The 24,553-nt window shown below is 62.3% G+C and carries 20 protein-coding genes; 13 read left to right on the top strand and 7 right to left on the bottom strand.

Annotated elements, in window-relative coordinates:
* Positions 1-8: 8 nt before the first annotated feature.
* The 5 genes from GV829_RS01650 (at position 9) to GV829_RS01630 (ending at position 4,261) form a co-directional block, all read left to right on the top strand.
* Complete coding sequence (locus GV829_RS01650) at positions 9-1,844, top strand: DUF885 domain-containing protein (RefSeq protein WP_169943521.1); 1,836 nt, start codon at positions 9-11, stop codon at positions 1,842-1,844.
* 100 nt (positions 1,845-1,944) lie between these two features.
* Entirely contained in the window at positions 1,945-2,658 is a 714-nt protein-coding gene (locus GV829_RS01645; RefSeq protein ID WP_169943520.1) for an HPP family protein, read from the top strand.
* Positions 2,655-3,326, top strand: a complete 672-nt coding sequence (locus GV829_RS01640) for a spermidine synthase (RefSeq protein ID WP_169943519.1) — start codon at positions 2,655-2,657, stop codon at positions 3,324-3,326. Before GV829_RS01645 ends, GV829_RS01640 begins: the two co-directional genes overlap by 4 nt.
* A gap of 42 nt (positions 3,327-3,368) precedes the next feature.
* Complete coding sequence (locus GV829_RS01635; RefSeq protein WP_343042846.1) at positions 3,369-3,842, top strand: PaaI family thioesterase; 474 nt, start codon at positions 3,369-3,371, stop codon at positions 3,840-3,842.
* Entirely contained in the window at positions 3,839-4,261 is a 423-nt protein-coding gene (locus GV829_RS01630; RefSeq protein WP_246202953.1) for a PaaI family thioesterase, read from the top strand. Before GV829_RS01635 ends, GV829_RS01630 begins: the two co-directional genes overlap by 4 nt.
* 3 nt (positions 4,262-4,264) lie before the next feature.
* On the opposite strand, the gene GV829_RS01625 is transcribed toward GV829_RS01630, so the two are convergent.
* Positions 4,265-5,833, bottom strand: coding sequence for an AMP-binding protein (locus GV829_RS01625; RefSeq protein WP_169943518.1), 1,569 nt, complete (start codon positions 5,831-5,833; stop codon positions 4,265-4,267).
* A 205-nt stretch (positions 5,834-6,038) separates the two neighbouring features.
* Here GV829_RS01625 and GV829_RS01620 point away from each other — a divergent pair, with 205 nt between their 5' ends.
* Entirely contained in the window at positions 6,039-7,994 is a 1,956-nt protein-coding gene (locus tag GV829_RS01620) for a metallophosphoesterase (RefSeq protein ID WP_169943517.1), read from the top strand.
* Between the two features lie 36 nt (positions 7,995-8,030).
* Here GV829_RS01620 and GV829_RS01615 read toward each other — a convergent pair whose 3' ends face one another.
* Complete coding sequence (locus GV829_RS01615) at positions 8,031-8,510, bottom strand: GreA/GreB family elongation factor (protein ID WP_169943516.1); 480 nt, start codon at positions 8,508-8,510, stop codon at positions 8,031-8,033.
* Positions 8,507-9,817, bottom strand: coding sequence for an Hsp70 family protein (locus GV829_RS01610; RefSeq protein WP_246202952.1), 1,311 nt, complete (start codon positions 9,815-9,817; stop codon positions 8,507-8,509). Before GV829_RS01610 ends, GV829_RS01615 begins: the two co-directional genes overlap by 4 nt.
* A 172-nt stretch (positions 9,818-9,989) precedes the next feature.
* Here GV829_RS01610 and GV829_RS01605 point away from each other — a divergent pair, with 172 nt between their 5' ends.
* A complete protein-coding gene (locus GV829_RS01605; protein WP_169943514.1) occupies positions 9,990-12,863 on the top strand; it encodes a DUF2339 domain-containing protein in 2,874 nt (957 codons plus the stop codon).
* Positions 12,860-14,227 (top strand): DUF3999 family protein, encoded by a 1,368-nt coding sequence (locus GV829_RS01600; RefSeq protein WP_169943513.1) that lies wholly within the window; start codon positions 12,860-12,862, stop codon positions 14,225-14,227. Before GV829_RS01605 ends, GV829_RS01600 begins: the two co-directional genes overlap by 4 nt.
* On the opposite strand, the gene GV829_RS01595 is transcribed toward GV829_RS01600, so the two are convergent.
* Entirely contained in the window at positions 14,224-15,303 is a 1,080-nt protein-coding gene (locus tag GV829_RS01595; RefSeq protein ID WP_169943512.1) for a phosphotransferase family protein, read from the bottom strand. The two genes, GV829_RS01600 and GV829_RS01595, sit on opposite strands and share 4 nt — an antisense overlap.
* Positions 15,304-15,556: 253 nt before the next feature.
* Between GV829_RS01595 and katG the strand changes: the two genes are divergently transcribed.
* Positions 15,557-17,761, top strand: coding sequence for a catalase/peroxidase HPI (gene katG, locus GV829_RS01590; RefSeq protein ID WP_169943511.1), 2,205 nt, complete (start codon positions 15,557-15,559; stop codon positions 17,759-17,761).
* 280 nt (positions 17,762-18,041) lie between these two features.
* On the opposite strand, the gene GV829_RS01585 is transcribed toward katG, so the two are convergent.
* From GV829_RS01585 to GV829_RS01575, 3 genes are all read right to left on the bottom strand, one after another.
* Entirely contained in the window at positions 18,042-18,716 is a 675-nt protein-coding gene (locus tag GV829_RS01585; RefSeq protein ID WP_169943510.1) for a DUF2490 domain-containing protein, read from the bottom strand.
* A 13-nt stretch (positions 18,717-18,729) separates the two neighbouring features.
* Positions 18,730-19,410, bottom strand: a complete 681-nt coding sequence (locus GV829_RS01580; protein WP_169943509.1) for an OmpW/AlkL family protein — start codon at positions 19,408-19,410, stop codon at positions 18,730-18,732.
* A 111-nt stretch (positions 19,411-19,521) separates the two neighbouring features.
* Positions 19,522-20,124: a phosphoribosyl-AMP cyclohydrolase gene (locus GV829_RS01575; RefSeq protein WP_169943508.1), complete on the bottom strand. Its 603-nt coding sequence runs from the start codon at positions 20,122-20,124 to the stop codon at positions 19,522-19,524.
* Positions 20,125-20,313: 189 nt separating this feature from the next.
* Between GV829_RS01575 and GV829_RS01570 the strand changes: the two genes are divergently transcribed.
* Genes GV829_RS01570 through GV829_RS01555 form a run of 4 tightly spaced genes read left to right on the top strand, consistent with a single transcriptional unit; the run spans position 20,314 to position 24,463 of the window.
* Positions 20,314-21,411 (top strand): sensor histidine kinase, encoded by a 1,098-nt coding sequence (locus tag GV829_RS01570; protein ID WP_169943507.1) that lies wholly within the window; start codon positions 20,314-20,316, stop codon positions 21,409-21,411.
* Positions 21,408-22,061, top strand: a complete 654-nt coding sequence (locus GV829_RS01565) for a response regulator (RefSeq protein WP_169943506.1) — start codon at positions 21,408-21,410, stop codon at positions 22,059-22,061. The genes GV829_RS01570 and GV829_RS01565 overlap by 4 nt, the downstream gene beginning before the upstream one ends.
* Complete coding sequence (locus GV829_RS01560) at positions 22,062-24,029, top strand: ATP-binding protein (protein ID WP_169943505.1); 1,968 nt, start codon at positions 22,062-22,064, stop codon at positions 24,027-24,029.
* Positions 24,026-24,463 (top strand): response regulator, encoded by a 438-nt coding sequence (locus GV829_RS01555; protein WP_169943504.1) that lies wholly within the window; start codon positions 24,026-24,028, stop codon positions 24,461-24,463. The genes GV829_RS01560 and GV829_RS01555 overlap by 4 nt, the downstream gene beginning before the upstream one ends.
* Positions 24,464-24,553: the final 90 nt, after the last annotated feature.

Raw genomic sequence — 24,553 nt, 5'->3', positions numbered from 1 at the left:
CTGTTCCCATGACCTTGTCACTCAACCGAAGACATTTTCTTGCCAGCGGCAGCGCTGCCGCTGTCGCCATGGCCCTGACGCCCGCCGATGTGTTGGCTCAGGCGGCTGGCGGGGGCGACGCTGATGGTGTTGCCAACATGCTCTATGAACGCATTTTTGCCGAGGCAGTGGCGTCGTCGCCAGAGCTTGCTTCCTCACTTGGCCTTGATCGTGGGCCCAATGCCGCCCTCAAATCCCGACTCAGCCCGCGCACGCCCGAGCGGCGGCAAGCCGAGTTCGCCCGCCTCAACGCCGCGCGCAATGCCCTCTCTGCGATTGACCGTGCCAGCCTGTCCCCTTCGGGCCAGCTCAACCTCGATGTGGTGAAGTATCAGCTGGATACACAGACGGCGCCGCAATCCCGGCTCGGTATGGACGGGGTGATGCGGCCCTATCGCATCTTCCAGCAGGGCGGCGCCTATTTTTCTGTGCCTGACTTTCTCAACACCGCCCATACGGTGCGCAGCAGCGAGGATGCCGAGGCCTATCTCTCGCGCCTGGAGCAATTTGCGACCATCCTCGATCAGGAGAGCGAGCGGCAGCGTGAGGAAGCCGGGCGCGGCCTGTTGGCGCCGGCTTGGTCGCTTGATCTGACCCTCGGGCAAATGCGCGCCCTGCGTGGCCAGCCGGCCGCTGAGAGCGGGATGACCGGCTCGCTGGCCGGTCGCGCTGCTGCGGCGAATATCGCAGGCGACTGGGCGACGCGGGCGACGCGCATCCTTGAGAGTGCAGTCTATCCGGCGCTTGACCGGCAGATGGCGACCATCGCCGAATTGAAGCCGACGACGCGGGAGGGCGACGGTGCATGGCGGCTCGACCGCGGTGACGAAATCTATGCGTTGGCCCTCGAACAGGCGACGACCACCACCATGTCACCCGACGAGGTGCACGCCATAGGGCTTGAGCAGGTGGCTGAGATAAGCGCCGAGCTGGATGTGATCCTCAAGGCGCAGGGGCTGGCCAACGGCAGCGTCGGGGCAAGGTTGGCCGAACTCAATGTCCGGCCTGACCAGTTGTACGCCAATGATGACGCGGGCCGGGCCGCGTTGATTGAGAGCCTCAACGCCGGAGTACAGGCGATGAACGCCCTGTTGCCGCGAGCCTTTGCCACGCTGCCGACACAGCCGCTGGAAATCCGTCGGGTGCCGCCCGAGATTCAGGATGGCGCATCGAATGGCTATTACAATCGGGCCGCTCTCGATGGTTCGCGCCCGGCCATCTATTTCATCAACCTCAAGGATACGGGTGACTGGCCGAAATATTCTCTGCCAGCCCTGACATTTCATGAAGGGTCACCCGGGCACCATTTGCAGATCAGTCTTGCCCAGGAATCACGCGACATTCCGACGCTTCGCAAGGTTGGTGGATTTTCAGCCTATTCCGAAGGCTGGGCGCTTTATGCCGAACAGGTGGCTGATGAGCTTGGCGCCTATGGCAGCGAGCTTGAACGGGCTGGCTATCTGCAAAGTTTCCTGTTCCGCGCGGCGCGGCTGGTGGTGGATACCGGCATACACACGCGGCGCTGGGACAGGCAGAGAGCGACCGATTATCTGGTCGAGACCACCGGCTTCGCCCGTCCGCGCTCGCAACGGGAAGTGGAACGTTACTGCACCCAGATCGGGCAAGCCTGTAGCTACAAGGTCGGCCATATGGCGTGGACCAGACTGCGGGCCGAAGCTGAGCGGGCAGCTGGTGATGCGTTTGACATCAAGCAATTCCATGAGATCCTCAAGGAAGGGGCGATGCCGCTGACCATATTGGAACAGCGGGTAAGGGCGCGAATCGCCGAAAGAGCCGCCCGCTGACAAAGGCGAATCCTCTACCTGTTCAAGTCGATAGTTCATCTTTGCTGCACTGCCGGGCAAAAGCATGCATAGGCCCGGCTTGAGCTGGCGGGGAGGCGGGATGATCGGCGGAATTGCAGGCGCGGCATGGCGCGACCGGATGCTGGCGGTGCTGGGGGCACTGTTTGGCATACTGCTGATCGAGTTGGCCGGCTGGCTGGCGGTGCCGCTGCTTGACAGCGGACTGGGCCTCAAGCTGCCGCTGCCTGCGATCCTCGCCCCGCTGGGCGCATCGGCGGTGCTGGTGTTCGCCGTGCCGTCGAGTCCGATGGCCCAGCCACGTTCGGTGATCTGCGGCAGCGTGCTATCGGCGCTGGTGGGGATGATGGTGGTGCATGTTGTGCCCTATCCGGAGCTGGCGGGAGCGTTGGCTGTTGCACTGGCCATCCTTGCCATGTCGCTCGCCCGCTGCCTGCATCCGCCGGGTGGGGCGATGGCGCTGCTTGGCGTGATTGGTGGTCCGGCGGTGACGGCGGCGGGCTTTGCCTTTCCCTTCACTATCGTTCTGATCAATGTGGCGACGCTGGTTTTGGCCGGCTGGCTGTTCCATCGGCTGAGCGGTCACAGCTATCCGCACCGGGCGGTGCCGATGCCGGGCGTGCCGGTGATGGCTGACCCGCTGCTGCACCGCGATGACATCGATCTGGCGCTCAAGGACATGGGTGAAGCCTATGACATCGCTATGGAGGATCTGGAGATGCTATTGCAGCGCGCCGAATTTCACGCCGGGCAACGGCAGGGTCATGGCCAGCGCGCAGGCGGCAAGGCGGCATGATCCCGCGCGAAACATTGGCGACCGCGCTAGTCCCCGGCGGCGAACAGTTGCGGCTGGTCCGGCGCGGACAGGACCATATCATCATGCTCGATCGCAACGAGTTGATGAGCAGCCGGATGAGCGGCTCCGAAGAGGCTCTTGCCCATATGGGATGCCAGCGCATTGCCGGGCGCAAGCAGCCGCATGTGCTGGTCGGCGGTTATGGCATGGGTTTCACCTTGCGCGCCTGCCTTGCTGTGCTGGGCCGGGATGCGCGGGTGACGGTGGCGGAAATCGTGCCCGAGATCATCGATTGGGCCAAGGGGCCGATGGCCGGGCTGACCGCCGGCGGCATTGATGACCCTCGCACGACCATCCACATTGGCGATGTCGGCGCACTGATCGCCGCTTCGCCGGGCACGTTCGACGCGATCCTGCTCGATGTCGACAATGGCCCCGATGGCCTGTCGCGGCAGGGCAATGACGCGCTCTATTCGCATGCGGGTCTTGCAAGGGCGCGCATGGCGTTGCGGCCCGGCGGCACGCTGGCGGTCTGGTCCGCCGCGCCTGACAAGGCCTTTGCCCGGCGCTTTGCCGAGAGTGGCTATGCGGTCGAGGAAGTGGAGGTGCGCGCCCGGTCCAATGGCAAGGGCCCGCGCCACATCATCTGGTTCGGCCGGCGCGGCTGAAAGCTTGACATGCGGGCGCGCTTGCTGCTCTCGGCTGGTGGCATGACCGATGCTTCCCAGCCGCCATTTGGCCTTCCCTCGTTGCTTGAGAAATTCGATCCCTCGCTGCTGCGCGATTTCATGGCGGCACAGGGTCACAGCCGCCACTTGCGCTTTCAGTATCACGGCCATGGCGACGACTGGGTCGAAATGGCGATGGACTGGCGCGAGGATCTGGTGGTTGATGAGGAGAGCGGCGCGCTGGCCTCCGCCGCCATCTTCAGCCTGATGGACAATGCGACCAGTCAGGCGGTGTGGACGCGGGTGGGGAAATTCCGCCCGCACGCGACGATGGACATGCGCATCGACTATCTCCGCCCCTCGCCGCCGGGCGCGCGGGTGTTTGGCCGGGGCGAATGCTATCATCTGACCTCTACCGTCTCCTTTGTCCGGGGCATCGCCCATAATGGCGACGCGGCCGATCCGGTGGCGCATGTCGCGGGCACCTTCATCTGCACCGAAGGCTATTTCAAATGAGCGGCGCGCAAGACAGTGGCATCCCGCACACCGCCATGCCGCCCTATGCCCGCGGGCTCGACGTGGCGATCGACGGGGAGATGGACGGACGCGCCGTCCTCATCATGCCGTGGAGCAAGAAGGTGATGGGCCGCCCCGGATTTTTCCACGGCGGGGCGATCACCGGCCTGCTTGAGTTGGCGGGACTGGTGCTGCTGCGGGACCGGCTGGCCCTTGAGGACCCGACCGCCCGGTTCAAGCCGATCAATGTCACGACGAGCTTCATGCGCGGCGCGGTGGAGCGGGATTGCCGCGCGGTGGCGCAGGTCGAACGGCTGGGCCGCAACCTCGCCAACATCAGCGCGATTGCCTGGCAGGACAGCCCCGACAAGCCGATCGCCAGCGCGCAATTGGCCTATCGCATCCGGCGCGGCGGGTAAGGTTCAGCCCTCCACCCGTTCCCGCGCCAGCAGTTCCTCTTTCAACTTCGACTTCAATATCTTGTTCGCCCCGCTGAGCGGCATGGGTTCGTTGCGGATGTCGAGGGTACGGGGGCATTTATAGTGGGCGAGGCGGTCGCGGGTGAAGGCGATGATCTCTTCGGCGCTGGCGCTGGTGCCGGGTTTGAGGGTGACGGTGGCGTGGACCGCTTCGCCCCAATGATCGTGCGGTCGGCCAAAGATGGCTACCTGGGCGACAGCGGGGTGGGCGGCGATGGCGTTTTCCACCTCTTGCGAATAGACATTTTCGCCGCCGGTGATGATCATGTCCTTGAGCCGATCGACGATGAACAGATAGCCGTCGTCACGCAGCACGCCGATGTCGCCGGTGCGCATCCAGCCATCACGCATCGCTTCGACCGAGAGGTCGAGCCGGTTCCAATAGCCGAGCATGACATTGGGGCCGCAGACCAGCACTTCGCCCGGCGTGCCATTGGGCACCGGCTCACCGTCCGTGCCGACAACCCGGACATCGCAGAACATCGCCGCCTTGCCCGCAGAGCGCAGGACACCGCTGTCCCAGCGGTCAGGCAGATGATCCTCCCAGCCGAGGATGGTGGCGACTGGGGAGAGTTCGGTCATGCCATAGCTTTGCATGAAGCGGACGGCGGGCAGGCGGGTCATCACCTCACGCAGCAGCGGTTCGGGCATGGCGGCCGAACCATAGGAAATGGTCCTGAGCGAGGAGAGGTCGGCACTGGCCATCGCCGGATCGTCGAGCATCGAGCGCAGCATGGTGGGAACGAAGGTCGCGTGGGTGACGCCGGTCCGGTCAATCTCCCGGATCAGTTCGCCCGCCACAAAGCGCGGGAGGAAGACATGGGTGCCGGCCACATGCGTCACCGAGAAAAGGCGGACACCCGCCGCGACATGGAACAGCGGGCCGTGGTGAAGATGGACGGCGCTCTCATCGAGGCCGAGCGGGGCAACGACATTGGCGGTATTGGCGAGGATGTTGGTGTGGCTGAGCATCACACCTTTGGCGGCATTGGTCGTGCCGCTGGTGTAGAACAGGCAGGCGACATCATCGGCGCCGCGACAGGCGTCGGCGATGGGTTCGTGGGCGGCGATAAGGTCGTCGAGCAGTTCGCCCCGGTCCTCGGCGCTGGCGCGGCCGGTCATCAGCACGGCCTTGACCGAATGGGCAACCGTTGCGAGCGGCACGGCAAGATCAGCAAAATCCGGGCCGAGGACGATCAGGTCAGGGGCACAATCAGCGGTCTGGGCGGTCAACTCGTCAAGCGACAGGCGATGGTTCAATGGCACGATGATGCCGCCGGCATGCATCGCGGCAAAGAAACAGGTGATGCTGTGGTGGCTGTTGAGGGCCAGCAAGACCACCCTGCCGCCTGTGGTAAGCCCTTTCGCGCGGAAAGCGGCGGCTAGGCGGGCGACGCGGTCGGCAAATCCGGTCCAGCTGATCCGCACATTCCCATCGATGATCGCGATGCCGTCCCCTCTCACCTGAACAGCGCGACGAATGCCCTGGGTAAGACCGGGATTGCTTGGCATGGCGACTCTTGGCTCCTGCACTCTCCGCACAAGCGGACTTTTACGACACCGTCATGATCGCTCGACAGGATTCACGCAACTGGAGAGTGAGACAAGTGCCTGAACTACAAAGACTGTTCAACTTGGCGCATGCCCATTGAGAAATAGGATGTGCTCTGCCAGTCTTGTCTTGCGGGAACGATTATCAAGCTGAGGGGGCGGCGCGATGACATCAGTAAAACATGGGATGAGCCATTGGTACGACCCGATACCTCTGGCGCGTATCGCTGTCAGGGTAGTGGTATCATCAGTCTTTGGTGCTTTTGCCGATCGACGGGAACTGGTGGCTGCGGTCAATCCTGTCGCCAATCATCCATTTGATCCGACGCATGATTATTCTGATCATTACAATGAAGCTGGAGAATTCTGGTTCGATTTTCTGGCAGATACGGGGGATGGATGGGCATCGACCCGGGCTGTGGCCCAACTGGCCAGTGGCGAGTGCATCCGGCCTGATGGCTGGGACGGTGCTTTGCCGCGTGGGCAGCTGCTGGTGATGGGCGGGGATCAGGTCTATCCGACCGCATCGCACCAGGCCTATCATGAGCGACTAGTTGCGCCGTGGGAATCAGCCTGTGAGGACGTACCCCGCGCGCTCGGTTTGGAGGCCGATCGTGCTGATCTTGGCGATCTGTACGCCATACCGGGCAATCATGACTGGTATGACGGATTGATAGCGTTCAGCCATTTGTTTGCCCGGCGAACCTATGCCTCGCCGCACCTGGCCAGCATGGTCAGAACCGGCAAGATCATTGCCCGGCGTCAGACCCGCCAGGTGCGCAGCTATTTCGCCCTGAAACTTCCGCATGGTTGGTGGATGTGGGGCACAGACAGCCAGCTTGAAGGTTTCATCGACCAGCCACAGGTCGATTTCTTCCGCTATGTCGCACAACAGTGGATGGATCCCGGATCAAAGCTGATCCTGTGCGTCGGTCAACCGTCCTGGACATATGTCGATCCGGCGGATCCGCGGCCTGCATTCAACAGCTTTGCCTTTCTCTCTCGCCTCGCGGCTGACACATTGGGCCGCAATGGTCAGCCGAGCGGGCACCAGCTCAAACTGGTGCTGACCGGGGATGCACACCATTATGCGCGCCATATGGAGAACGATGTCCATTATGTGACGGCGGGCGGCGGCGGTGCATTTTTGCACCCCACCCACCAGTTGCGGCAGCATATTGCCTTTGCATGGGAATCACCGCCGCCCAATCAGTCGGAACTGGCCGGACGCAAAACCTATCCGCGCCATTTCGAACTGGCACGCTCTGCCGGAGAGGAGGGAACCGAGGCGGTCTATCCCTCTCGTCGTGACAGTTTTGTCCAGTCGCTGAAAACCCTCGGCTTTGCCGCTTATAATCCGAAGTTTGTCCTGCTCTATGCCTGTTTCTATGGCCTGTTGCTGTGGGCGATGGAGGCGCGGGTTGCCAATCACAAGGCCGGGGAAATGCTTGCCCGTTTCCAGAAGCTCGATGGCGACTATGGCGCTGCCCTTGCCGGCATCATCGACATGATGGTCCACACGCCGGTCGTGGTTGTCCTGTTGCTGATGACATGGGGGGTCTACATCTACTTCGCCGATTGGCAGGACAGTCGGCTGCGGCGAACCATTGCCGGCTCCATCCATGCGATAGGCCACATCGCCCTGTTCATGGCGATCGCGGCTGCGGCGTTGCCCGCTTATGGACAATGGGTCGCGGGCAGGCAGGCCAGTGTCGCCCAGTCATCGACTGTGGCCGTCACGGGCAAACCAGATATGTCGGAAAGGGTCGCCAATCCCGAACCATCGCAAAGCCGGCAAATGGCGCCACTGTCTGATCAGGCGGATGATACCGGGACCTGGAATGCCGTCACATCCGGCCTGTTGGTGGCGATGGGCGCTGGCCTTGCCTCGGCCAGCTGGTTCGGTCTTTATTTGTTTGGCAGCCTCACCATGACCGGCCGTCACTGGAACGAGGCATTTTCGGCAACGCGGATTCGCCATTTCAAGAACATGCTGCGCATGAAAATTGATGCCGATGGTTTGACCCTTTACCCAGTGGGAATCCGGCATGTGCCGGGATCGGATGTGCCGGGCCGCGACATTCGCGGTGAAATGATCGAACAACCGTTGCACATTGCCTGAACCGTCGGCGGTCGGCACCGCATTGACCGGCCGTTGTCAGTCGGCCTTTGCTGGATCCGCGACGCTGATCGAGACAATGCGGATGGCATCGGTGCGGCCAGCAAAATCGACGCTGTCACCGGTGCATGCCTCCATCATCGCGCGGGCCAGCGGCGCCGAAAAGGAGAGTTTTCCGACTTTTGGGTCGGCTTCATCATCGCCGACGATGGTGATGCTGCGCTCTGCCCCGTTGAGGCAGAAGTGAACGGTGCAACCGAATTCGACCTTGTCCCCACCGGGCAGGGGCATCTGTTCAGCCGTTGAAAGTCGTGTGTGCCAATAGCGCAGGTCACGTCGCAGCGCCTTGATGGCCGCTTCGTCACTTGATGTCGCCAACCGGCCTTCCAGTTCGGTGACCTTGGCGTGGATGGCGGCAAGGCCAGCCGCGGTTACCCGGTTGGGTCCTGGCGGAATGGGCAGCTCAAAAGCTGGCTCCAGATGCTCGTCATCGCCTTCGCGGCGAAAGGCCACGCTCATGCCATATCTTCCTCAGGGGCAATCCATTCCTCGACATCAGCGTCCTGACCGATCAACGCAAGCCCATGTGCGATCGACGTCAGTTCATTGCCACTTTCAATCTGGCTGGAGCCAAATCGTTGTTCAAACAGTTGGCGCACGGCGGGGATCAAGGATGATCCACCGGTCAGAAAGACGTGATCGATCTGCTCAGCCTGCAATCCTGCCCTGGCCAGCACCATGTCGACGGTGGCAGCGATCTGCGCCAGATCTGGGGCGATCCATTGTTCGAACTCTGACCGGCGCACCTCGGCATCAATCCGCAGATCAGGTCCATCAAAGTGAAAGGCGGCATGGTCTGCCATGGACAGGCTGCGTTTCAATGCACCAACCGCTTCATACAGCGGATAACCCTGTTCATGCTCGATAACGGCGATCATCCGGCCAATGGCATCGGGATCCAGGGCACTGCGCTGCAGACGGGTGAGTGCTTCCATCGTTTTGCGGTTGCGCATCAACGCAAGGCGTGACCAATCGCCAAAATCACTGAAATGGCCGCCCGGAATTTCCAGTATCTTGTCAAACGAACGATAGCTGCCTCCCTTGCCCAGCATTGGCAGAACCAGATTGTCCATGATTCGATAATCGAACCTGTCTCCAGCGATGCCTATCCCGGCCGAACTCAGCGCGGTGCATCGACGCGGCGTGCCAGGCGCTTCGACGCGCATGATCGAAAAGTCGCTGGTTCCGCCGCCGAAATCGGCAACCAGCAGCGTGGTTGGTTGGCCCAGCCGTGCGGCAAAGCCATAAGCCGCGCCAATCGGTTCATAGACATACTGCACCGGGCGTCCGAGCAGCGCGAACATTGCGTTATAGCGTTGGCGGGCGAGGGCCGGGTCGGGCCGGGCCCCTACATAGCGGACCGGTCGGCCAACGATGATGCGATCAGGCAGATCGGCCAATTGTCCGCCCGCGTGCGCCAACAGGTGGCGCAGGAAAATCTGGCCCACCTCTTCAAAACGCAGCCGCCGGTCGAACAGGCTGGCCTGTTCAAATGCGGGATTGGCCGCAACCGATTTGAACGACTGGACGAACCGGCAACCAAGCGGAAAATCCAGATATTCGGCAACCGCCCATGGCCCTGCGGCGTGGCCCAGCCCGCCAGACCGTGCATCCTCTTCCCAGAAACACAGTGCAGATCGGAAAATCGCGGCCTCACCGTCCGGGGAGGCAAATGTCACCAACTCGCTGCCGTGCTCACCGCCGGGGACAGCTATAACTGAATTGGTCGTGCCAAAGTCAATGCCGACAGCACGCTGGGCGGACATGCTCGCAGGCATGGTGGTTTGGTCCTGTCGATGGGCGGGGCGCAGCGGTTAGCAGCGACCGGTCGCTTCGGCAAGTCCGGTGTCGGGCGGATGGTCCCGCTTCCCTTTTTCAGGGATTCTGTCAATCTGTGAACAGTCAGTCGGGCCAGACGCTGCCAGTGGGGAACGCTCAATGATACTGTTTGCCTCTGTTGCAGCCGCACTGATCGGCTGGTTTGTCGCCGATTTTGAAACCTATGGATTTGTCATTGGCGGCATCATCGGGGCCCTGATGGGCCTTTGGCTGCGCGCTGCCGTGCGGGCGGAGGTGCGCGATCAACTGGTGAAGGCACGGGCCGCATGGCAGGACGAGATGGGGTCGGCCAAAGGCCCATGGTCCGGCAACAATGCGTCTGGACCGGTGACGGAGGCGCAATCGACCAGAACTTTGCGGCAGGATGAGCCACCAGTTGCCCAGCCGAACCGGTCGCCGCCCCGTCCCGAGGTTGTATCGCGTCCTGTCGCCGCTGCGGCGGCAGCGCCACGTCCGGCCGCCGTCAGCCAAGACATGTCGCCACAGGAACCATCGCTTGCCGAACAATGGATCATGCGGATGGTGGCCGGCGCCAAGGCTTGGCTATTTGGCGGCAACACCATTGTTCGCGTCGGCTTGGTCTTGTTGTTTGTCGGGCTCAGTTTCCTTGCCAGCTATGCCGCGAGCGCCGGTTGGTTCCCGATTGAGGCGCGGCTCGCACTGGTTGCGCTGGCTGGCGCGGCCCTGCTTGGCTTCGGTTTCCAAAAAAGATTGGCGCGACCGGACTTCGGATTGGCGCTGCAAGGCGCGGGCGTCGCGGTGCTTTACCTCACCATATTTGCCGCAGCGCGCATTTATGGTTTGATGCCGCCGCTCCTTTCTTTTGGATTGATGGTGCTTTTCGCCGCATTGGGCTGTGCGCTTGCGTTGTTGCAAAATGCGCGGGCGATGGCGTTCATTGCCTTGCTTGGCGGTTATGCCGTGCCGGTTTTACTGGGCGGCGAAGCGGAAACGCCGATCGGCCTGTTCACCTACATGACTGTCCTCAATGCCGGTTTGCTGGTCATCGCATGGCGGAGGTCCTGGCGTGAACTGAATTTGCTGGGCTTTTTCGCCACATTTGGTCTGGCCATGCTGTGGGCGGCAACCAGCTATGCGTCCGACGACTATCTTGTCTGCCAGATCTTCCTGTTGGTGAATATCGCCATCTTCCTTTCCGCCGCCGTCCTCTATGCCCACAATACGCCCGGTCGGCTGGGACAGGTGGCGGATGCGACCATGCTGTTCGGACCAGCCCTGGTCGGCTTTGGCCTGCAAGTCGGGCTGGTGCATGACCGCCCCTATGGCAGCGCTTTTGCCGCGCTTGGATTTGGCGCCCTGTATCTTGCCATTGCTGCGGTAACGATGCGTCAGGGGCGGGCATCAATGCGGCTAGTCAATGAATGCCTGCTGGCTATCGGTGTCTGCTTTGCGACACTGGCCATTCCGCTGGCGCTCGATGCGCAATGGACATCGGCCGCCTGGGCGATTGAGGGGCTGGGCGCTTTCTGGGTGGGGGCACGGCAAGCACGTTGGATGCCGCGTGCCTTTGGCCTGTTGCTGCAAGTCGTTGCCGGCTTGCTGTTCCTCGCGACAGCCGAAGCCAATGTTTCGTCCTGGCCATTTGCCAATACCGCTTTCATGGGCGCCATGATGGTCGCGGTGCCCATGATACTGACGGCATGGTGGATGCGGACGCCTCTGGCGCACAGCGGGTCGGCGTGGGCAAAGGTCTATACGGCGGTCGAATGGGGGCTCAGGCATGGCATATTCCTCGCCGGCTATGGGTTTGCCTCGCTGGCGCTGCTGCTCGAAATCATGCGCAGGATGCCGGCAGAGATCGCCGGTGATGTGCCAACCCCACTCTTTGCCAATGATCAGCAATGGCTGCTGGCGATGGTTTCGCAGATTGGCCTTATGGCCTTGGCCGACTGGTCCGGACGGCGCCGTGACTGGGCGGTGGCGACATGGCCGGCGATGGGCAGCCTGCCTCTGCTTGTCCTCACCATGGTGGCGGCGCGTGCGCTCGGCATGCACATTCTCCATTGGCCTGACCTTGTTGCATGGCTGCTCGGTATCGGCGGGCATATCTGGTTGCTCTGGCAAAGTGACCGGGCCTTGACCGGACAGCCAGCCCATCCCAGGGCCAAATGGAACTTTGGCATCCATGCTGCCGGGGTATGGCTGGCGGTGGCAATGCTGGCGGACAGTCTCGACATGGCGATTGACCGGCTGGCCCTGTGGAACAGCAGCTGGGCGGGCGTGACGTTCCTGTTCAGCACGATTGTGGTGCTGTTGGCGCTGGTCGGCTGGGCGGGACGTGCTGCGTCCCGGACAACGTCCACAGGTCTCGGCTGGCCGCTCGATCCGTCAGCCCGAGCCTATTGGCAGGTGGCCACCCTGCCCATAGCCCTGTTGACCTATGCAGGGGCTTTGACCGCGGCTGTCTTTGCACAGGGTGTGGTTGATCCCTTGCCCTATTTGCCGCTGGTCAATCCGGTTGATCTTTCGGTCGCTCTGGCGATTGGCGCGCTGCTCCTGTGGCGTCGGATGGCCTTGTCTGCCCAGCCACAGGATATGCCCGCATCACTGGACAAGGCGGGACTGATCGCGATCGGGCTGTTGGCCTTCATCGCCATCAACGGGGTCTGGTTGCGGACCGCTCACCATTGGCTCGGCGCCGTCTGGTCAGCGGATGGTCTGTGGAACGATGCGCTGGTGCAATTGGGCTTCGCCATCCTCTGGTCGGTACTGGCCCTCGGATTGATGCTGATCGCCCATCGACGGGCGCTGCGATACAGCTGGCTGGCCGGAGCCGGTCTGCTTGGCGTGGTGGTGGTCAAACTGTTGCTGGTCGACATGTCCAATGCGCAAGGGTGGGAACGGATTGTCACCTTCATCGGTGTTGGCCTGTTGATGCTGGTGATCGGCTATTTCGTCCCGCTGCCGCCGCGTGCGGATGAAGGCGTGCGCGATCAGGAGGCGAAGCCATGAAGGTCTGGCAATGCGCATGGGCGGCGGTGCTGACGCTGCTGGCCGGATGCAAGGACGCGCCACCGGTCGATCCTGCGAAGCCCGATGCCTATGCCCTGCGTCTGGCGGTCACAGCAGCGGAGGGTGGAACGATCCAGCGCCTTGATCTTCCAGCCCAGGCCCTGGCGGCTATCCGGCGCGATGATCTGGGCGATGTTCGCCTGTTCGATTCACGCGGGCGGCGCATGGCACTGGCGCTTGCTGAGGATATGGCACGTGCCGGGCGGCGCTGGCGCGATGTGCCAATCTATCCCGTGGCGGGATCATGGGCCGCATCGGGGCGGCAGGACGTCACCGTCCGCATCGAAAATGGTACGGGCAAACAGGTGGTTACTGTGGCGGGCGACTTGGCCGCAGCCTCCCCTTCTGCCGCGGTATCTTCTGCGGTTCTGGTGGACACGCGCGCAGTGGTCGAACCCGTTCAGGCATTGCGTCTCGATACAGTCATGGCCGCCGCCCGTCCGGTCACACTGACAGTCCACACCAGCCTGAACCTGCGCGACTGGCAGCCATTGGCTGAAACCACCCTGTTCCGCCCGCAAGGCAGCGATGTGGTATTGGGCGACGGTCGACTGGCGCTTGACGGCGTGGATTTGGCCAATCGCTATGTCATGGTGCGTTGGCCGGCAGGTGAACAGGTCGAGGTGCGCGGTGCCCGGGTGGAAACGGCCGTCGCCGAGCACACTGCGGTGATAGAGGTGGAGGCAGATGGACCGGTTCTTGCCGGTCCGCACTTGCTGCGATTTGACTTGCCTGCATCCGCGCCGGTCGATGCCATTCGATTGCGCCAAGCGGCGAGCGACGGAACGATCCCCGTGCGCCTGCTGGGTCGGACCAGCGCCGAACAGGGGTGGACCTTGCTGTCCGCCGCCACATTGCGTTCCGGGAGTGCAGGGCAATTGCTCAACGGCATTTCACCGGAGATGCGTCAGTTCAGGGTGGAGGCTGATCGGCGGACCGCCGGCTGGTCTTCGTCCCCGCGCCTTTCGCTTCGCTACCGTCCGGTGACAGTGATTGCCGATCTTTCCGGGACACCGCCTTACCAGCTGGCCGTGGGACTGGCCGGGGCTGAACCTGCCTATCTCGAACGCGACGTGCTTTTGCCCGATGCGTCAACCGCGCTGACAGCCTTGCCCGTCGCCCGCGCTGAGGCAGGCGGACAGGAGCCTCCGCGCCTCACCCTTGCCCCGCCCGATGGTGATGGACCGCTGGCACCCCGCAAACTCGCCCTGTGGGGGGCATTGCTGCTGGGGACGGCGATGCTGGGCTTTGTCGCATGGCGGCTGGCGCGGGGATTGCCCGCAGTGCCGACAGGCGGGGACTAACCCAGACGTTTCAGCGCGTCGATGCTGCCATGGTCCAGGCACAGTTCACAGCTGTTGCGCGCCATGGACAGGAAATTGGCGTCGCCGCGTTCGGTCCGCACGACAAAGGCCGCGCTGAACACCGCTGTCGAGACGCCGTGCAAAGCGCCCACCAGATAGCGTTCCCAGATGATGTCGCGTGTCATGGGCACGCCTAGGCGTGACATTTCTTCGCAATACAGGTCCAGCAATTCGGTTTCGTGCGGGCGGCGCACCGCGCTGCCAATGCCGCACCCCATGAAATAGCCGATGTCGGTCATCGGACAGCCGACCCCTGTCGTCTGCCAGTCAACGACAGCAATCGGGTCGCGGCCGTCGACCACGTCGAACAGCATATTGTCGAGCCGGAAATCGCCATGGGTGACGCTGCGTTGCGCCGGAATCCGGCTGAACCATAGGCTAGCGAGATCATTCAGCTGCTCACAGATGGCCATCAGTTCGGGTTCGAGTGTGTCGGCATAACGCTCGCGGAAAATCGCCTGAGCCTGGGGATAGAGCGTCATCATCTGCTGCTGCAGGCCCTCGGCTGGCTGGATCCAAGGCGCTGTGTCGAGCCAGTCGGCATTCCAGGTCGGCGCATGAAGGGCAGCGGCCTGGCGCAGTCCCAGCCTCGCTTCCTCCACCGAGCATCCGGCCAGCTGGTTGCCACCCCGCGCCGGTCCCAAATCTTCAAACAAAAGGACAAAGTCGCAGCCATCGTCAGACAATTCGGTGCCATAGACGCGCGGTGTCCTAACGCCGATCTCTGGGGCCAGTTCGCGGTAGAAACATACTTCCTTACGATACAGGCCGAACATCCCGGCGGTGGATCGGCTTGTCGCATCGGCGGAGGGGAATTTGGCCGCCAAGGTCGCAGGACCTGCGCCTTCGTTGTCCCACGTCAGGCTGAAACGGGCCGTGTCCCCCACTTGCCCTGTGCCTATCGGAACAAAGGAAAGGCCGGTCAGTTGGCCGTCACCGATCACGCCGCCTTGCCGGAGCTTCTGTTCCAGCCAGCCCGCCTCTACATCCGCCGCCTTGGTCGGAAAATCGGTCACAGTCTCTCTCCCTCACCCGCGCCCGTTGCTTCGCCTATGTCAGCCAGCATGACTGGGCGAGGAAGTGCTACCAGTGTGGCAGGGGGGAGTGTCAACACTCACTGGTGGCAGCGGCACAGCTTGAGAGTAGCCGAACCGCCATTGATCGAAAAAACACGATACTGTGTCCAAATTTAATCGTTTCCCTCGATTATAAAGATGGTCCATGGCGCGGTCAGTCGCCCGGCGAATCGGGCTTAACAGGAGATCGATCATGGATAGCAACACCGGATCAACCGGGGGCGGGGGTTGCCCGTTCCACCAGCAGGATGGCGGCGTTCGTGGCCTGCTCGGCCGGCAGAATCGCGATTGGTGGCCTGATGCTCTGGCCGTCGACATCCTGTCGCCCAATGGTGGCGCCGACCCGATGGACCCCAATTTCGATTATGCTGAGGCTTTCAAGGCCCTCGACTACCAGGCGCTGAAGGCTGATCTGACTGCGCTGATGACCATCAGCCAGCCCTGGTGGCCGGCTGACTATGGGCACTATGGCCCCTTCTTCATCCGCATGGCCTGGCACGCGGCCGGCACCTATCGCACCGGCGATGGTCGCGGCGGCGCCAACAGCGGACAACAGCGTTTTGCCCCGCTCGATTCCTGGCCGGACAACGGCAACCTCGACAAGGCCCGTCGTTTGCTGTGGCCGATCAAGCAGAAGTACGGAAAGAATATTTCCTGGGCTGACCTGTTCATCCTTGCCGGCAACGTCGCCATCGAATCGATGGGCGGTCCGGTGTTCGGCTTTGGCGGTGGTCGTGCCGACGTGTTCGAGCCTGAGAAGGACATTTACTGGGGTCATGAAGATAAGTGGGTCAACGAAGGCGTTCAGACCCGTATCGACCCTGAGGCAGGCCTCGCTCATCTCGACGGTCCGCTGGCCGCAATCCAGATGGGTCTGATTTATGTCAATCCCGAAGGTCCCGGCGGCAACCCCGATCCGCTTCTGTCCGCGCGCGACATGAAGGCGACGTTCGAGCGCATGGCCATGAACCATGAGGAAACCGTCGCACTGACTGCCGGCGGCCACACCTTTGGCAAGGCGCACGGCAACGGCGATCCCTCGCTGCTCGGTCCTGCCCCGGCGGGCGGCGACATTGCCGACCAGGGCTTTGGCTGGAAGAGCAGCGCTGCCCATGGTGGCATCGGTGAGCACACTGTCACCAGCGGCATCGAAGGCGCCTGGGTGAACACGCCAACCGAATGGTCGGGCAACTATTTCCGCCTGCTGCTCGACTATGACTATGAACTGGTGAAGTCGCCGGCCGGTGCCCAGCAGTGGCAGCCGATCAACCAGAAGCCGGAAGACATGGCACCAGCTGCGTGGGATCCGAACATCAAGGTTCCGACCATGATGACCACCGCCGACATGGCGCTCAAGATGGATCCGGAATTCCGCGTTATCTCGGAAAAGTTCCGTAACGATCATGAAGCGTTCAAGGACGCCTTTGCGCGCGCATGGTTCAAGCTCTGCCACCGCGACATGGGCCCCAAGGTGCGTTACCTCGGCCCGGAAGTGCCTGCCGAAGACCTGATCTGGCAGGACCCTATCCCGGCCGGCACGATGCCGAGCGACGCCGATGTGGCGGCGATGAAGGCCAAGATCGCCGGCAGCGGCCTGACGGTCAGCCAGCTGGTCAAGACCGCTTGGGCATCGGCCAGCACCTATCGCAAGTCGGACCATCGTGGTGGCGCCAATGGTGCGCGCATCCGTCTGGCTCCGCAAAAGGACTGGGACGTCAACGAGCCGGCCGAACTGGCCAAGGTCCTCGCCAAGTTCGAGGAACTGCGCGCTGGCACCAACTTCTCCATGGCCGATACCATCGTCCTTGGCGGTGTCGTTGGTCTGGAACAGGCGATCAAGGCAGCCGGCTTCAACGTGGCCGTGCCGTTCACCGGCGGTCGTGGCGATGCCACCGCAGAACAGACGGATGCCGAAAGCTTTGCCGTTCTCGAACCGCAGGCTGACGCCTTTCGCAACTATCTGCCCAAGAAGCTGCGCGTGAAGACTGAGGAAATGATGCTCGATCGGGCAGCGCTCCTCGGCCTGTCATCTCCGGAAATGACCGTCCTGATCGGTGGTCTGCGAGTGCTCGGCGCCAACCATGGTCAGCGTAGCCATGGCAGCTTCACCAACCGGGCTGGCCAGTTGACCAATGACTTCTTTGTCAACCTGCTCGACATGAGCAACGCCTGGACCGCGGTCGAGGGTAGCGAAGACGAAGAATTTGTTGCCACCAACCGCAGCACCGGCAGCGAAAGCTGGCGTGCAACCCGGGCCGATCTGGTGTTCGGTTCCAATTCGGAATTGCGCGCTGTCGCCGAAGTCTATGCCGAAAATGGCAATGAAGAAAAGTTCGTTGCCGACTTCGTCAAAGCCTGGACCAAGGTGATGAACGCAGACCGCTTCGACCTGAAGTAAGGTACAGCGGCCCTCACCGGCCGTGAATCTGACAGGCACCCCGTCTCCGGCACAGGCCGGGACGGGGTGTTCTGTTATCCGGCCATCGATCCATTCACCGACAATGCAAACGCGCCCGCAGGTGAAGCCAAAGGGTTGGCACCGTGCTCTGGCCCCGGCTGATCCCGCATGCGGCACCTGCGGTGGTCAAGACAGCCGCGGTTGAAGCTGGCCCGGCCTCACTTCCCAAGGATTGGCCTCGCCGCGATCGGCAGACAAGGCGACCCTTCAGGCCGGGATGTCAAAAGTTGGTGGACAGGGTCAGGCTGGCGACATGGTCGGTACGGTCGCGACCGACGCGGCGGACCTGCTGGTTCAGATAGCCCGGTTCCAGCGATAGCTGGCGGCTTACCGGAACCGTGATCCCGGCAAAATTGCGCCACAGGCCAATGCCGTCGCGCTGAAAGCTGGTCTGGTTGAACCCGATGAACGGTTCGGTCCACAGCGCAAACCGCGCGTCACCCATCAGGGGCGCCGAGACGCGAAGCTGTTGGCGCAGGCGCCAACCGATGCCGTCCTGATTTTCAAAGGTGCGCTGTTCCAGACGGGTACGGGACGTCAGGGTGACATTGCGTCCGTTGCCAACAAGGCGTGTGGAAAGTTGCTGGAACAGGCGATGTTCGTCGCTTGATGCGCCGGCCAATGGATCGGTATGAACATAAGCATAGCCGATCGAGACAGTCGTGGTCCCATCAAGCTTGTAGCCAATGGCAGGACGGATAAGCAGTTGCCCAAGGCGCGATGCGTCGTTGGTGAAACGCTCCTGCGCTTCGAGCCACAGAGTTGTGTCCCCGCCAAGATTGATCGTCGAGGTCTGGGCAAGCCAGATGTTGGCATCCTCCTCATTGGCCAGGGCCGGCGTCGCGAGCAGGCTCAACGCCGCGAGGGGGCTGCTGCCGAGAAGGATGCGCAACATCTGCTGTCTCCGATCAGAAGCGGTAGCTGAGCCCGGCGCTGATCACCCACGGGTCCAGCGAATGCTCGGTCCGCAGGGCAACGGTGTTGCCCGCACGGAAGCTGGCCGTGGTGTCCACGAAATAGCGCTTGGCGTCCAATGTGAAGCCCAGTCCATTGTCGTTGAGTGGCAGATCAACACCCGCCTGAACCACGAGGCCCCACTCATTGGAAAGGTTCACGCTGGTTGCGCCAAGAGCTGCGGCACTGGTACCGACATCTTCGCCAAAGATGAAGAAGTGCGTGGCGCCTGCGCCGACATAGGGCTTGAACCCACCACCCAGCTCTGCGTGATATTTGAGCGTGACGGTCGCGGGCAGGATGATCGCATTGTCAACCAGACGAGCACCGTTGAGCGGGCCTTCGCCACGCACATCATGCGGCGTGATGCAACAGATGGTCTCTACAGACAGGTTCGGCGTCAGGAACATTTCCGCCGCAATGGTCGGCACGATTGAATCGGTGGCACGCGATTGCGACGTGGCCGGAGCACCGACAGTGTTGGTCACGACTGAGGTGATGCCACCGTCCGGGAGGACCGCGGTGCCAAGAACCTTGACCTGGAACGATCCGTCGCTGTTGCCCGCATGAGCGGGCGCTGCAAAGCCGGCAGCGGCAGCGCCGATTAACAGCGAAGGGAGCAAATGTTTGAACATGGCGGGGGGACCTTATGTGATTGGGGAGGTTTGGTCCGGTCCCTGCGCGAAGCAGAAACCGGACCGGCTTCAATTTGGGTGCGACCCGATAGGGTTGGTCAGGCCAAAGCCTCAGTTGGCCACAAACGGCAGCGAGCTGTGGTGCAGCACGATGCGCAGGCGGCCCTCGCCGTCACGGACATAGCCCCACGTCTTGTCGACTGTGGTTACATTGCCGCTGGCGTCGGTCAGCATGACATTGCCCATCGAGATGGCCGTGTTGCCGCTGATCAAGATGGCCGCATTGGTCATCTGATAGCTGCGCCAGTGCTTCAGGGCGAAGCCAGTGTCGGGAAAGGCGCTGTTGCCACCAACGAAATAGGCAAGGGCGCCTTCACGGGTGGTGCGAAAGGTGTTTGGGGCTGCCGCAAGTGTTGGTTTGAACAGCACGGGGCCCATGGCGTAGCCATAGGCGGAATCAATCACCTGGCCGGCGAGGCGGGTAGCAGCCGCATGGCCATCGCGATCATAGGTGGTCGAAATTGCAACCAGGGCATCGCCCCAGGCGCGCTGGGCCGCCTCGACTTCAGCCACGGTGATCGGCGCATATGTGGCGACACGGGCAGGGGCTTCGGAAGAGGTTGCCGCATGTTGGTTGGCCAGGGCCGGTGCAGCGATGGTCGCCGCCGGCAGGAAAAGCGCGGCAGCCGCGGTCTTTAGGATGAGCTTGCGCATGGATGTCCCTTTCATTGTGAAATCATTCTGGTCCGCAACAGGTCGGGCGGTCCGTCCGAAGAGCCAATGTGGCGCTTGCTGACGATGTAGGCGGCGCTACGGCACGGCCCATCGGCCAGACGGCGCGCTCTCCGGCCTAGGCCGGATGGCCTATGCGCTCGGCCAGTATCGATCTAAAGAGGGCCTGCAATGACCCAGACTTCTCCCCTGTTGCCGACACAGATTGAGACGGTGGCCGAGCTGCGCAATTTGTATCGCGCCGCTGAGGCGAGGGCGGCACGGTTGCGGCTGTTGTCTGAAGCTGGGCGCGACCTTGCCGGCGCCGAAGCCGCAATGATGAGCGAACGATTGGAGGCCTGTGTCCGCCGTTTGGCACATTTCATCGGTTTTCCCGGCGGTTCCATTGTCCGTGATCCCGCGGCGCAGGGGCTCGCGATCCACGCGCCGGGGGAGGCTGAACGTCCGGTCGCTGTTCTGGTCATCCCTGGCTTTGCCGATCTGGACGATATTGCCGACGCCGAAGATCGTGATGCCGTCCGCATTCATCTCCACCTTCTGGGCGCCGCGATTGACCGGATGGATCGCGAGGCCGAACGCAGCCGCCTGCTTGACGCCTTGCAGGAAAGGGAACGGCGTCTTGAATTTGTGGTCGGTCGCCTTTTCTCGGCACAAGAGGATGAGCGTCGCCGTGTCTCCCGCGAATTGCACGACGGCGTTGCTCAGCGCGCCACCGCGCTGTTTCGCTTGCTGGAGGCAGGAGGGCATGGGGGACCGGCCGGGTCGGGCGCGCCTTTGGCGAGCATCGCGCGGGATCTGGTCCAGGAATTGCGCGAACTGATTGCGGGTCTGCGCCCGACCATTCTGGACGATCTCGGTATTGGTCCGGCGATCCTTGCCCTTGCTGCCCAGCTGCGGGCTGAAGGCTTTGTGGTCGTCGAGGATATTGACGCGGGTCAGAGCGATTGGCCCCCCACGGTGGAAACTGCCCTGTATCGCGTGGCACAGGAAGCAATGTCTAACATTCGTAAACATGCCGGCGGGCCATGTCGCGTTGAAGTGTCCTTGCATTTCAATCCCGCGAGCGGAATCCGCCGCCTGCGGATCCGCGATTTTGGCAACGGCGCGGCGGTCATGCCGGTGACTGATGATGCCGGGCGGCACATTGGAATACATATAGGCATAGAGGTGATGCGCGAACGCATGACCGCCATTGGCGGGCAATTGGTCTGGCAGCCGCAAAGCGACGGCGGTGTGGAAGTGCTTGCCACCTTGGTTGAAGGCGCATGACGACTGCGACCCGCATCCTGATCGTTGACGACCATCCGCTTGCCCGCGAAGGGTTGAAGGCCGTCCTGACAGCCGCCGGACTGACGATTGTTGGTGAAGTTGCCACGGGTGAGGAAGCGGTCGAACAGGCAAGTGCTCTGGTTCCCGATGTCGTGCTGATGGATGTCCGCCTCGGGTCGGGGATTGACGGGTTGGAGGCCACCCGCCGCATTTCCGCGCTGGGCCTGCCGACCAAGGTGCTGATGCTGACATTGCACGATATGCCTGGCTATGTCCGCGAAGCGCTGGCCGCCGGTGCGGCGGGCTATGTGCTCAAGGACACCGGGATTGATGAGCTGCGCAATTCGGTCAGTCAGGTCATGGCTGGGCAGACGGCCATTCCGTTGCCGCTGATGGCCAGCGTGATGCAGGCCGGTGGCCGGGTCACACCGTCGCCGAGCCATATAGACAGCCTGACCGAGCGCGAACTTGAAGTGCTGGATCTCGTCAGCGAGGGTAAGACCAACAAGGAAATCGCCCGTGTGCTCGGCATCAGCCCGGCAACGGTCAAGGCGCATGTCGAGCGGATCATCTCCAAGCTCAGCGTTTCGGACCGCACCCAGGCGGCCGTGCTCGCCACCAGTCGTCGTGCCATGCGGGAGGGGTTTTGAATGAGCCACCCTGTGCCTGCCGTAATGCGTTACTGGGCCAATCAGCCGCTGGCGTTAAAAGGGCTGGTCGTGGTCGCCTTGCCGCTAACCATCCTGCTTGGCGCGCTGATCCTTCTCTATGTTGCCAGCAATGTAGAATCCCGCGCCGAGGACGATGTCCGCCGTGCCTTTGCCATCCAGCGAGACACTCACCAGGTCCATGCCCTGCTGGCAGAGGCTGCTGCAGGTGTGCGGGGCTATCTGTTGACGCGCGAAGAGCGCTTTCTCGAGCCCTATCGCAAGGCTGAAGCCGAGTTGCCGCAGGTCATGCAGCGGCTCGACCGCGCAATCCGCGATCAGGAAGTGCGGCGCGGCTTTGAACGGGTCAGCGCCCTCACGACGCGCAAGCGCGAAGGGCTGCGGAACCTGCTGGCGTTGTCGGATCAGGTCGGCCGCACCGGCAATGCATCGACACCGATCGAACCGGCCCTGATTGCCAACAAGATCGTGCTCGATGCGATGCGGGAGGAGATTGAGAATATCCAGCGCCGCGAAGCGATCGTCCTGGATCAGCGGCGCACCCGTGTCGAAGAAGCACGGCGCGGTTACCTGATACTCACCGCAATCAGCGCCGGCGTCGGCCTGCTCGGCAGTCTCGCTGCGGTCTATCTCTTTTCGACTGGCATTGTCCGCCGTGTCCGCCTGCTCGAAGGCAATGCTGAACGATTGGCCCGTGGCGAGGCGTTGGCGCAATTTCCTGAGGATGCGGACGAATTGGGTCGCCTTGCCCAGCGATTGGCCCGGGCCAGCACCCTGTTGCGCGGGCGTGAGCAGGAGTTGCGCGACAGCGAGGAGCGTTTCCGTCTCGTCATCGAAGGGGTCAGCGACTACGGCATTTTCGCTCTTGATCCTGAAGGCCGGGTCACCAGCTGGAACCTGGGTGCCGAGAGGATCAAAGGGTGGCAGGCTCATGAAATCATGGGTGAGCATTTCAGCCGTTTCTACCCTGCCGAAACCAGCGACTATCTTCCTGCAGCAATGCTTGACCGCGCGCGTCAGGATGGCACGGCCGAGGATGAGGGCTGGCGTGTGCGGCAGGATGGTTCGCGTTTCTGGGCCAATGTGGTCATTACCGCCCTGCATGACGAGCGCGGGGAATTGCGGGGCTTTGCGAAGGTTACACGGGACATCACCGATCGCCGCCGCACCGAAGAGGCGCTGCGGCTGGCGCGCGAGGAAGCGATCAATGCCAGCCGGGCCAAGAGCGAATTTCTCTCACGCACCAGCCATGAGTTGCGCACGCCGATGAGTGCGATCCTGGGCTTCGGGCAATTGCTCGAACTCGATCAGGAGCAGTTCACCGAACGGCATCGTTCGGCCATTGCTCAGATCATGAAGGCTGGTCGGCACCTGCTGTCGCTGATCAACGACCTGCTCGATATTTCGAGTATAGAGGCAGGAGGAACCGAACTGGTGATCGAGCGCATTGACCTGCGCGACCTGCTTGATGAAGTTTATGCCCTTGCAGCACCCATTGTCGCCGCTTCGGGCTTGCGCTTTGAATTGAAGGACCCGTCGGCGCCATTGTTCGTGATGGGTGATCGCAGGCGAGTGGTGCAGGTCATCCTCAATCTCGTGGCCAATTCGGCCAAATATAATCGGACGGGTGCCATGGTTCGCCTCGCTTGCCGGCAGAACGGGCCGCATATCCGGGTCGAAGTCGAGGATGATGGCCCGGGGGTCGAACCGGCGGATGTCTCGCGCCTGTTCACGCCATTTGACCGGCTGGGCCAGCAGAACCGGACCAAAGTGGAGGGAACCGGCCTCGGTCTCGCTCTGTCAAAACAACTGATTGAATCGATGGGCGGACAGATCGGATTTGATTCGCAGGTGCAGGGTGCGCTGTTCTGGTTCGAACTGCCGCAAGAGTTGCTGCCACTTCGCAATGGCCGCGAGGTTCCTGTTGCCACGGAGAATGAGCCCGGATGACCTATCGCCCGATCGAGCCAAAGGACATATTGTCGCGCCGGATCCTCGCTATTGATGATGAGGAGGCCAATGTCCTGTTGCTTGCCAGCCTGCTCGAACGGGAAGGGTATAGTGACGTCCATTGCCTTACCGACCCTGCGGCAGCACTCGAAACCTATATCTCGCTATCCCCTGACATTGTGCTGCTCGACTTGATGATGCCGACGGTTGACGGCTTCCAATTGCTCGAAGCCTTTGCCCGTCACGCCCGGCCCGATGAATTCCGCCCGATACTGGTCCTTACCGCCGATACCACATTGCAGGCGCGGCGACGGGCCTTGTCACTTGGAGCGCGGGATTTCGTCATCAAACCATTTGACGTGGTCGAAGTAACCCTGCGCATTGCCAATCTTTTGGAAACGCGTGTGCTGTATGAGCGTTTGAAGGCCGGTTGAAGCGCGGACAAGCAAAGCGCCCCCGCCCACGCCAGCCAGCGAAACTCCTGCCGGCCCGCCCATTCATCTCACCGAGCCTGAAGGCCTATT

It is taken from the genome of Sphingomonas lacunae, assembly GCF_012979535.1.
GTDB classification, from domain to species: domain Bacteria; phylum Pseudomonadota; class Alphaproteobacteria; order Sphingomonadales; family Sphingomonadaceae; genus Sphingopyxis; species Sphingopyxis lacunae.
The sequence above is the reverse complement of the archived record's forward strand: the minus strand, read 5'-3'. Positions and strand labels throughout refer to the sequence as shown.

Excerpts from the sequence above, each read along its gene's own strand:
- GV829_RS01640 (WP_169943519.1), top strand. The coding sequence starts at position 2,655 with ATGATCCCGCGCGAAACATTGGCGACCGCGCTAGTCCCCGGCGGCGAA.
- GV829_RS01570 (WP_169943507.1), top strand. The coding sequence starts at position 20,314 with ATGACCCAGACTTCTCCCCTGTTGCCGACACAGATTGAGACGGTGGCC.
- GV829_RS01580 (WP_169943509.1), bottom strand. The coding sequence starts at position 19,410 with ATGTTCAAACATTTGCTCCCTTCGCTGTTAATCGGCGCTGCCGCTGCC.
- GV829_RS01650 (WP_169943521.1), top strand. The coding sequence starts at position 9 with ATGACCTTGTCACTCAACCGAAGACATTTTCTTGCCAGCGGCAGCGCT.
- GV829_RS01645 (WP_169943520.1), top strand. The coding sequence starts at position 1,945 with ATGATCGGCGGAATTGCAGGCGCGGCATGGCGCGACCGGATGCTGGCG.
- GV829_RS01560 (WP_169943505.1), top strand. The coding sequence starts at position 22,062 with ATGAGCCACCCTGTGCCTGCCGTAATGCGTTACTGGGCCAATCAGCCG.
- GV829_RS01565 (WP_169943506.1), top strand. The coding sequence starts at position 21,408 with ATGACGACTGCGACCCGCATCCTGATCGTTGACGACCATCCGCTTGCC.
- GV829_RS01585 (WP_169943510.1), bottom strand. The coding sequence starts at position 18,716 with ATGTTGCGCATCCTTCTCGGCAGCAGCCCCCTCGCGGCGTTGAGCCTG.
- GV829_RS01575 (WP_169943508.1), bottom strand. The coding sequence starts at position 20,124 with ATGCGCAAGCTCATCCTAAAGACCGCGGCTGCCGCGCTTTTCCTGCCG.
- GV829_RS01630 (WP_246202953.1), top strand. The coding sequence starts at position 3,839 with ATGAGCGGCGCGCAAGACAGTGGCATCCCGCACACCGCCATGCCGCCC.
- GV829_RS01605 (WP_169943514.1), top strand. The coding sequence starts at position 9,990 with ATGATACTGTTTGCCTCTGTTGCAGCCGCACTGATCGGCTGGTTTGTC.
- GV829_RS01635 (WP_343042846.1), top strand. The coding sequence starts at position 3,369 with ATGACCGATGCTTCCCAGCCGCCATTTGGCCTTCCCTCGTTGCTTGAG.
- katG (WP_169943511.1), top strand. The coding sequence starts at position 15,557 with ATGGATAGCAACACCGGATCAACCGGGGGCGGGGGTTGCCCGTTCCAC.
- GV829_RS01610 (WP_246202952.1), bottom strand. The coding sequence starts at position 9,817 with ATGTCCGCCCAGCGTGCTGTCGGCATTGACTTTGGCACGACCAATTCA.
- GV829_RS01600 (WP_169943513.1), top strand. The coding sequence starts at position 12,860 with ATGAAGGTCTGGCAATGCGCATGGGCGGCGGTGCTGACGCTGCTGGCC.
- GV829_RS01620 (WP_169943517.1), top strand. The coding sequence starts at position 6,039 with ATGACATCAGTAAAACATGGGATGAGCCATTGGTACGACCCGATACCT.
- GV829_RS01555 (WP_169943504.1), top strand. The coding sequence starts at position 24,026 with ATGACCTATCGCCCGATCGAGCCAAAGGACATATTGTCGCGCCGGATC.
- GV829_RS01615 (WP_169943516.1), bottom strand. The coding sequence starts at position 8,510 with ATGAGCGTGGCCTTTCGCCGCGAAGGCGATGACGAGCATCTGGAGCCA.
- GV829_RS01625 (WP_169943518.1), bottom strand. The coding sequence starts at position 5,833 with ATGCCAAGCAATCCCGGTCTTACCCAGGGCATTCGTCGCGCTGTTCAG.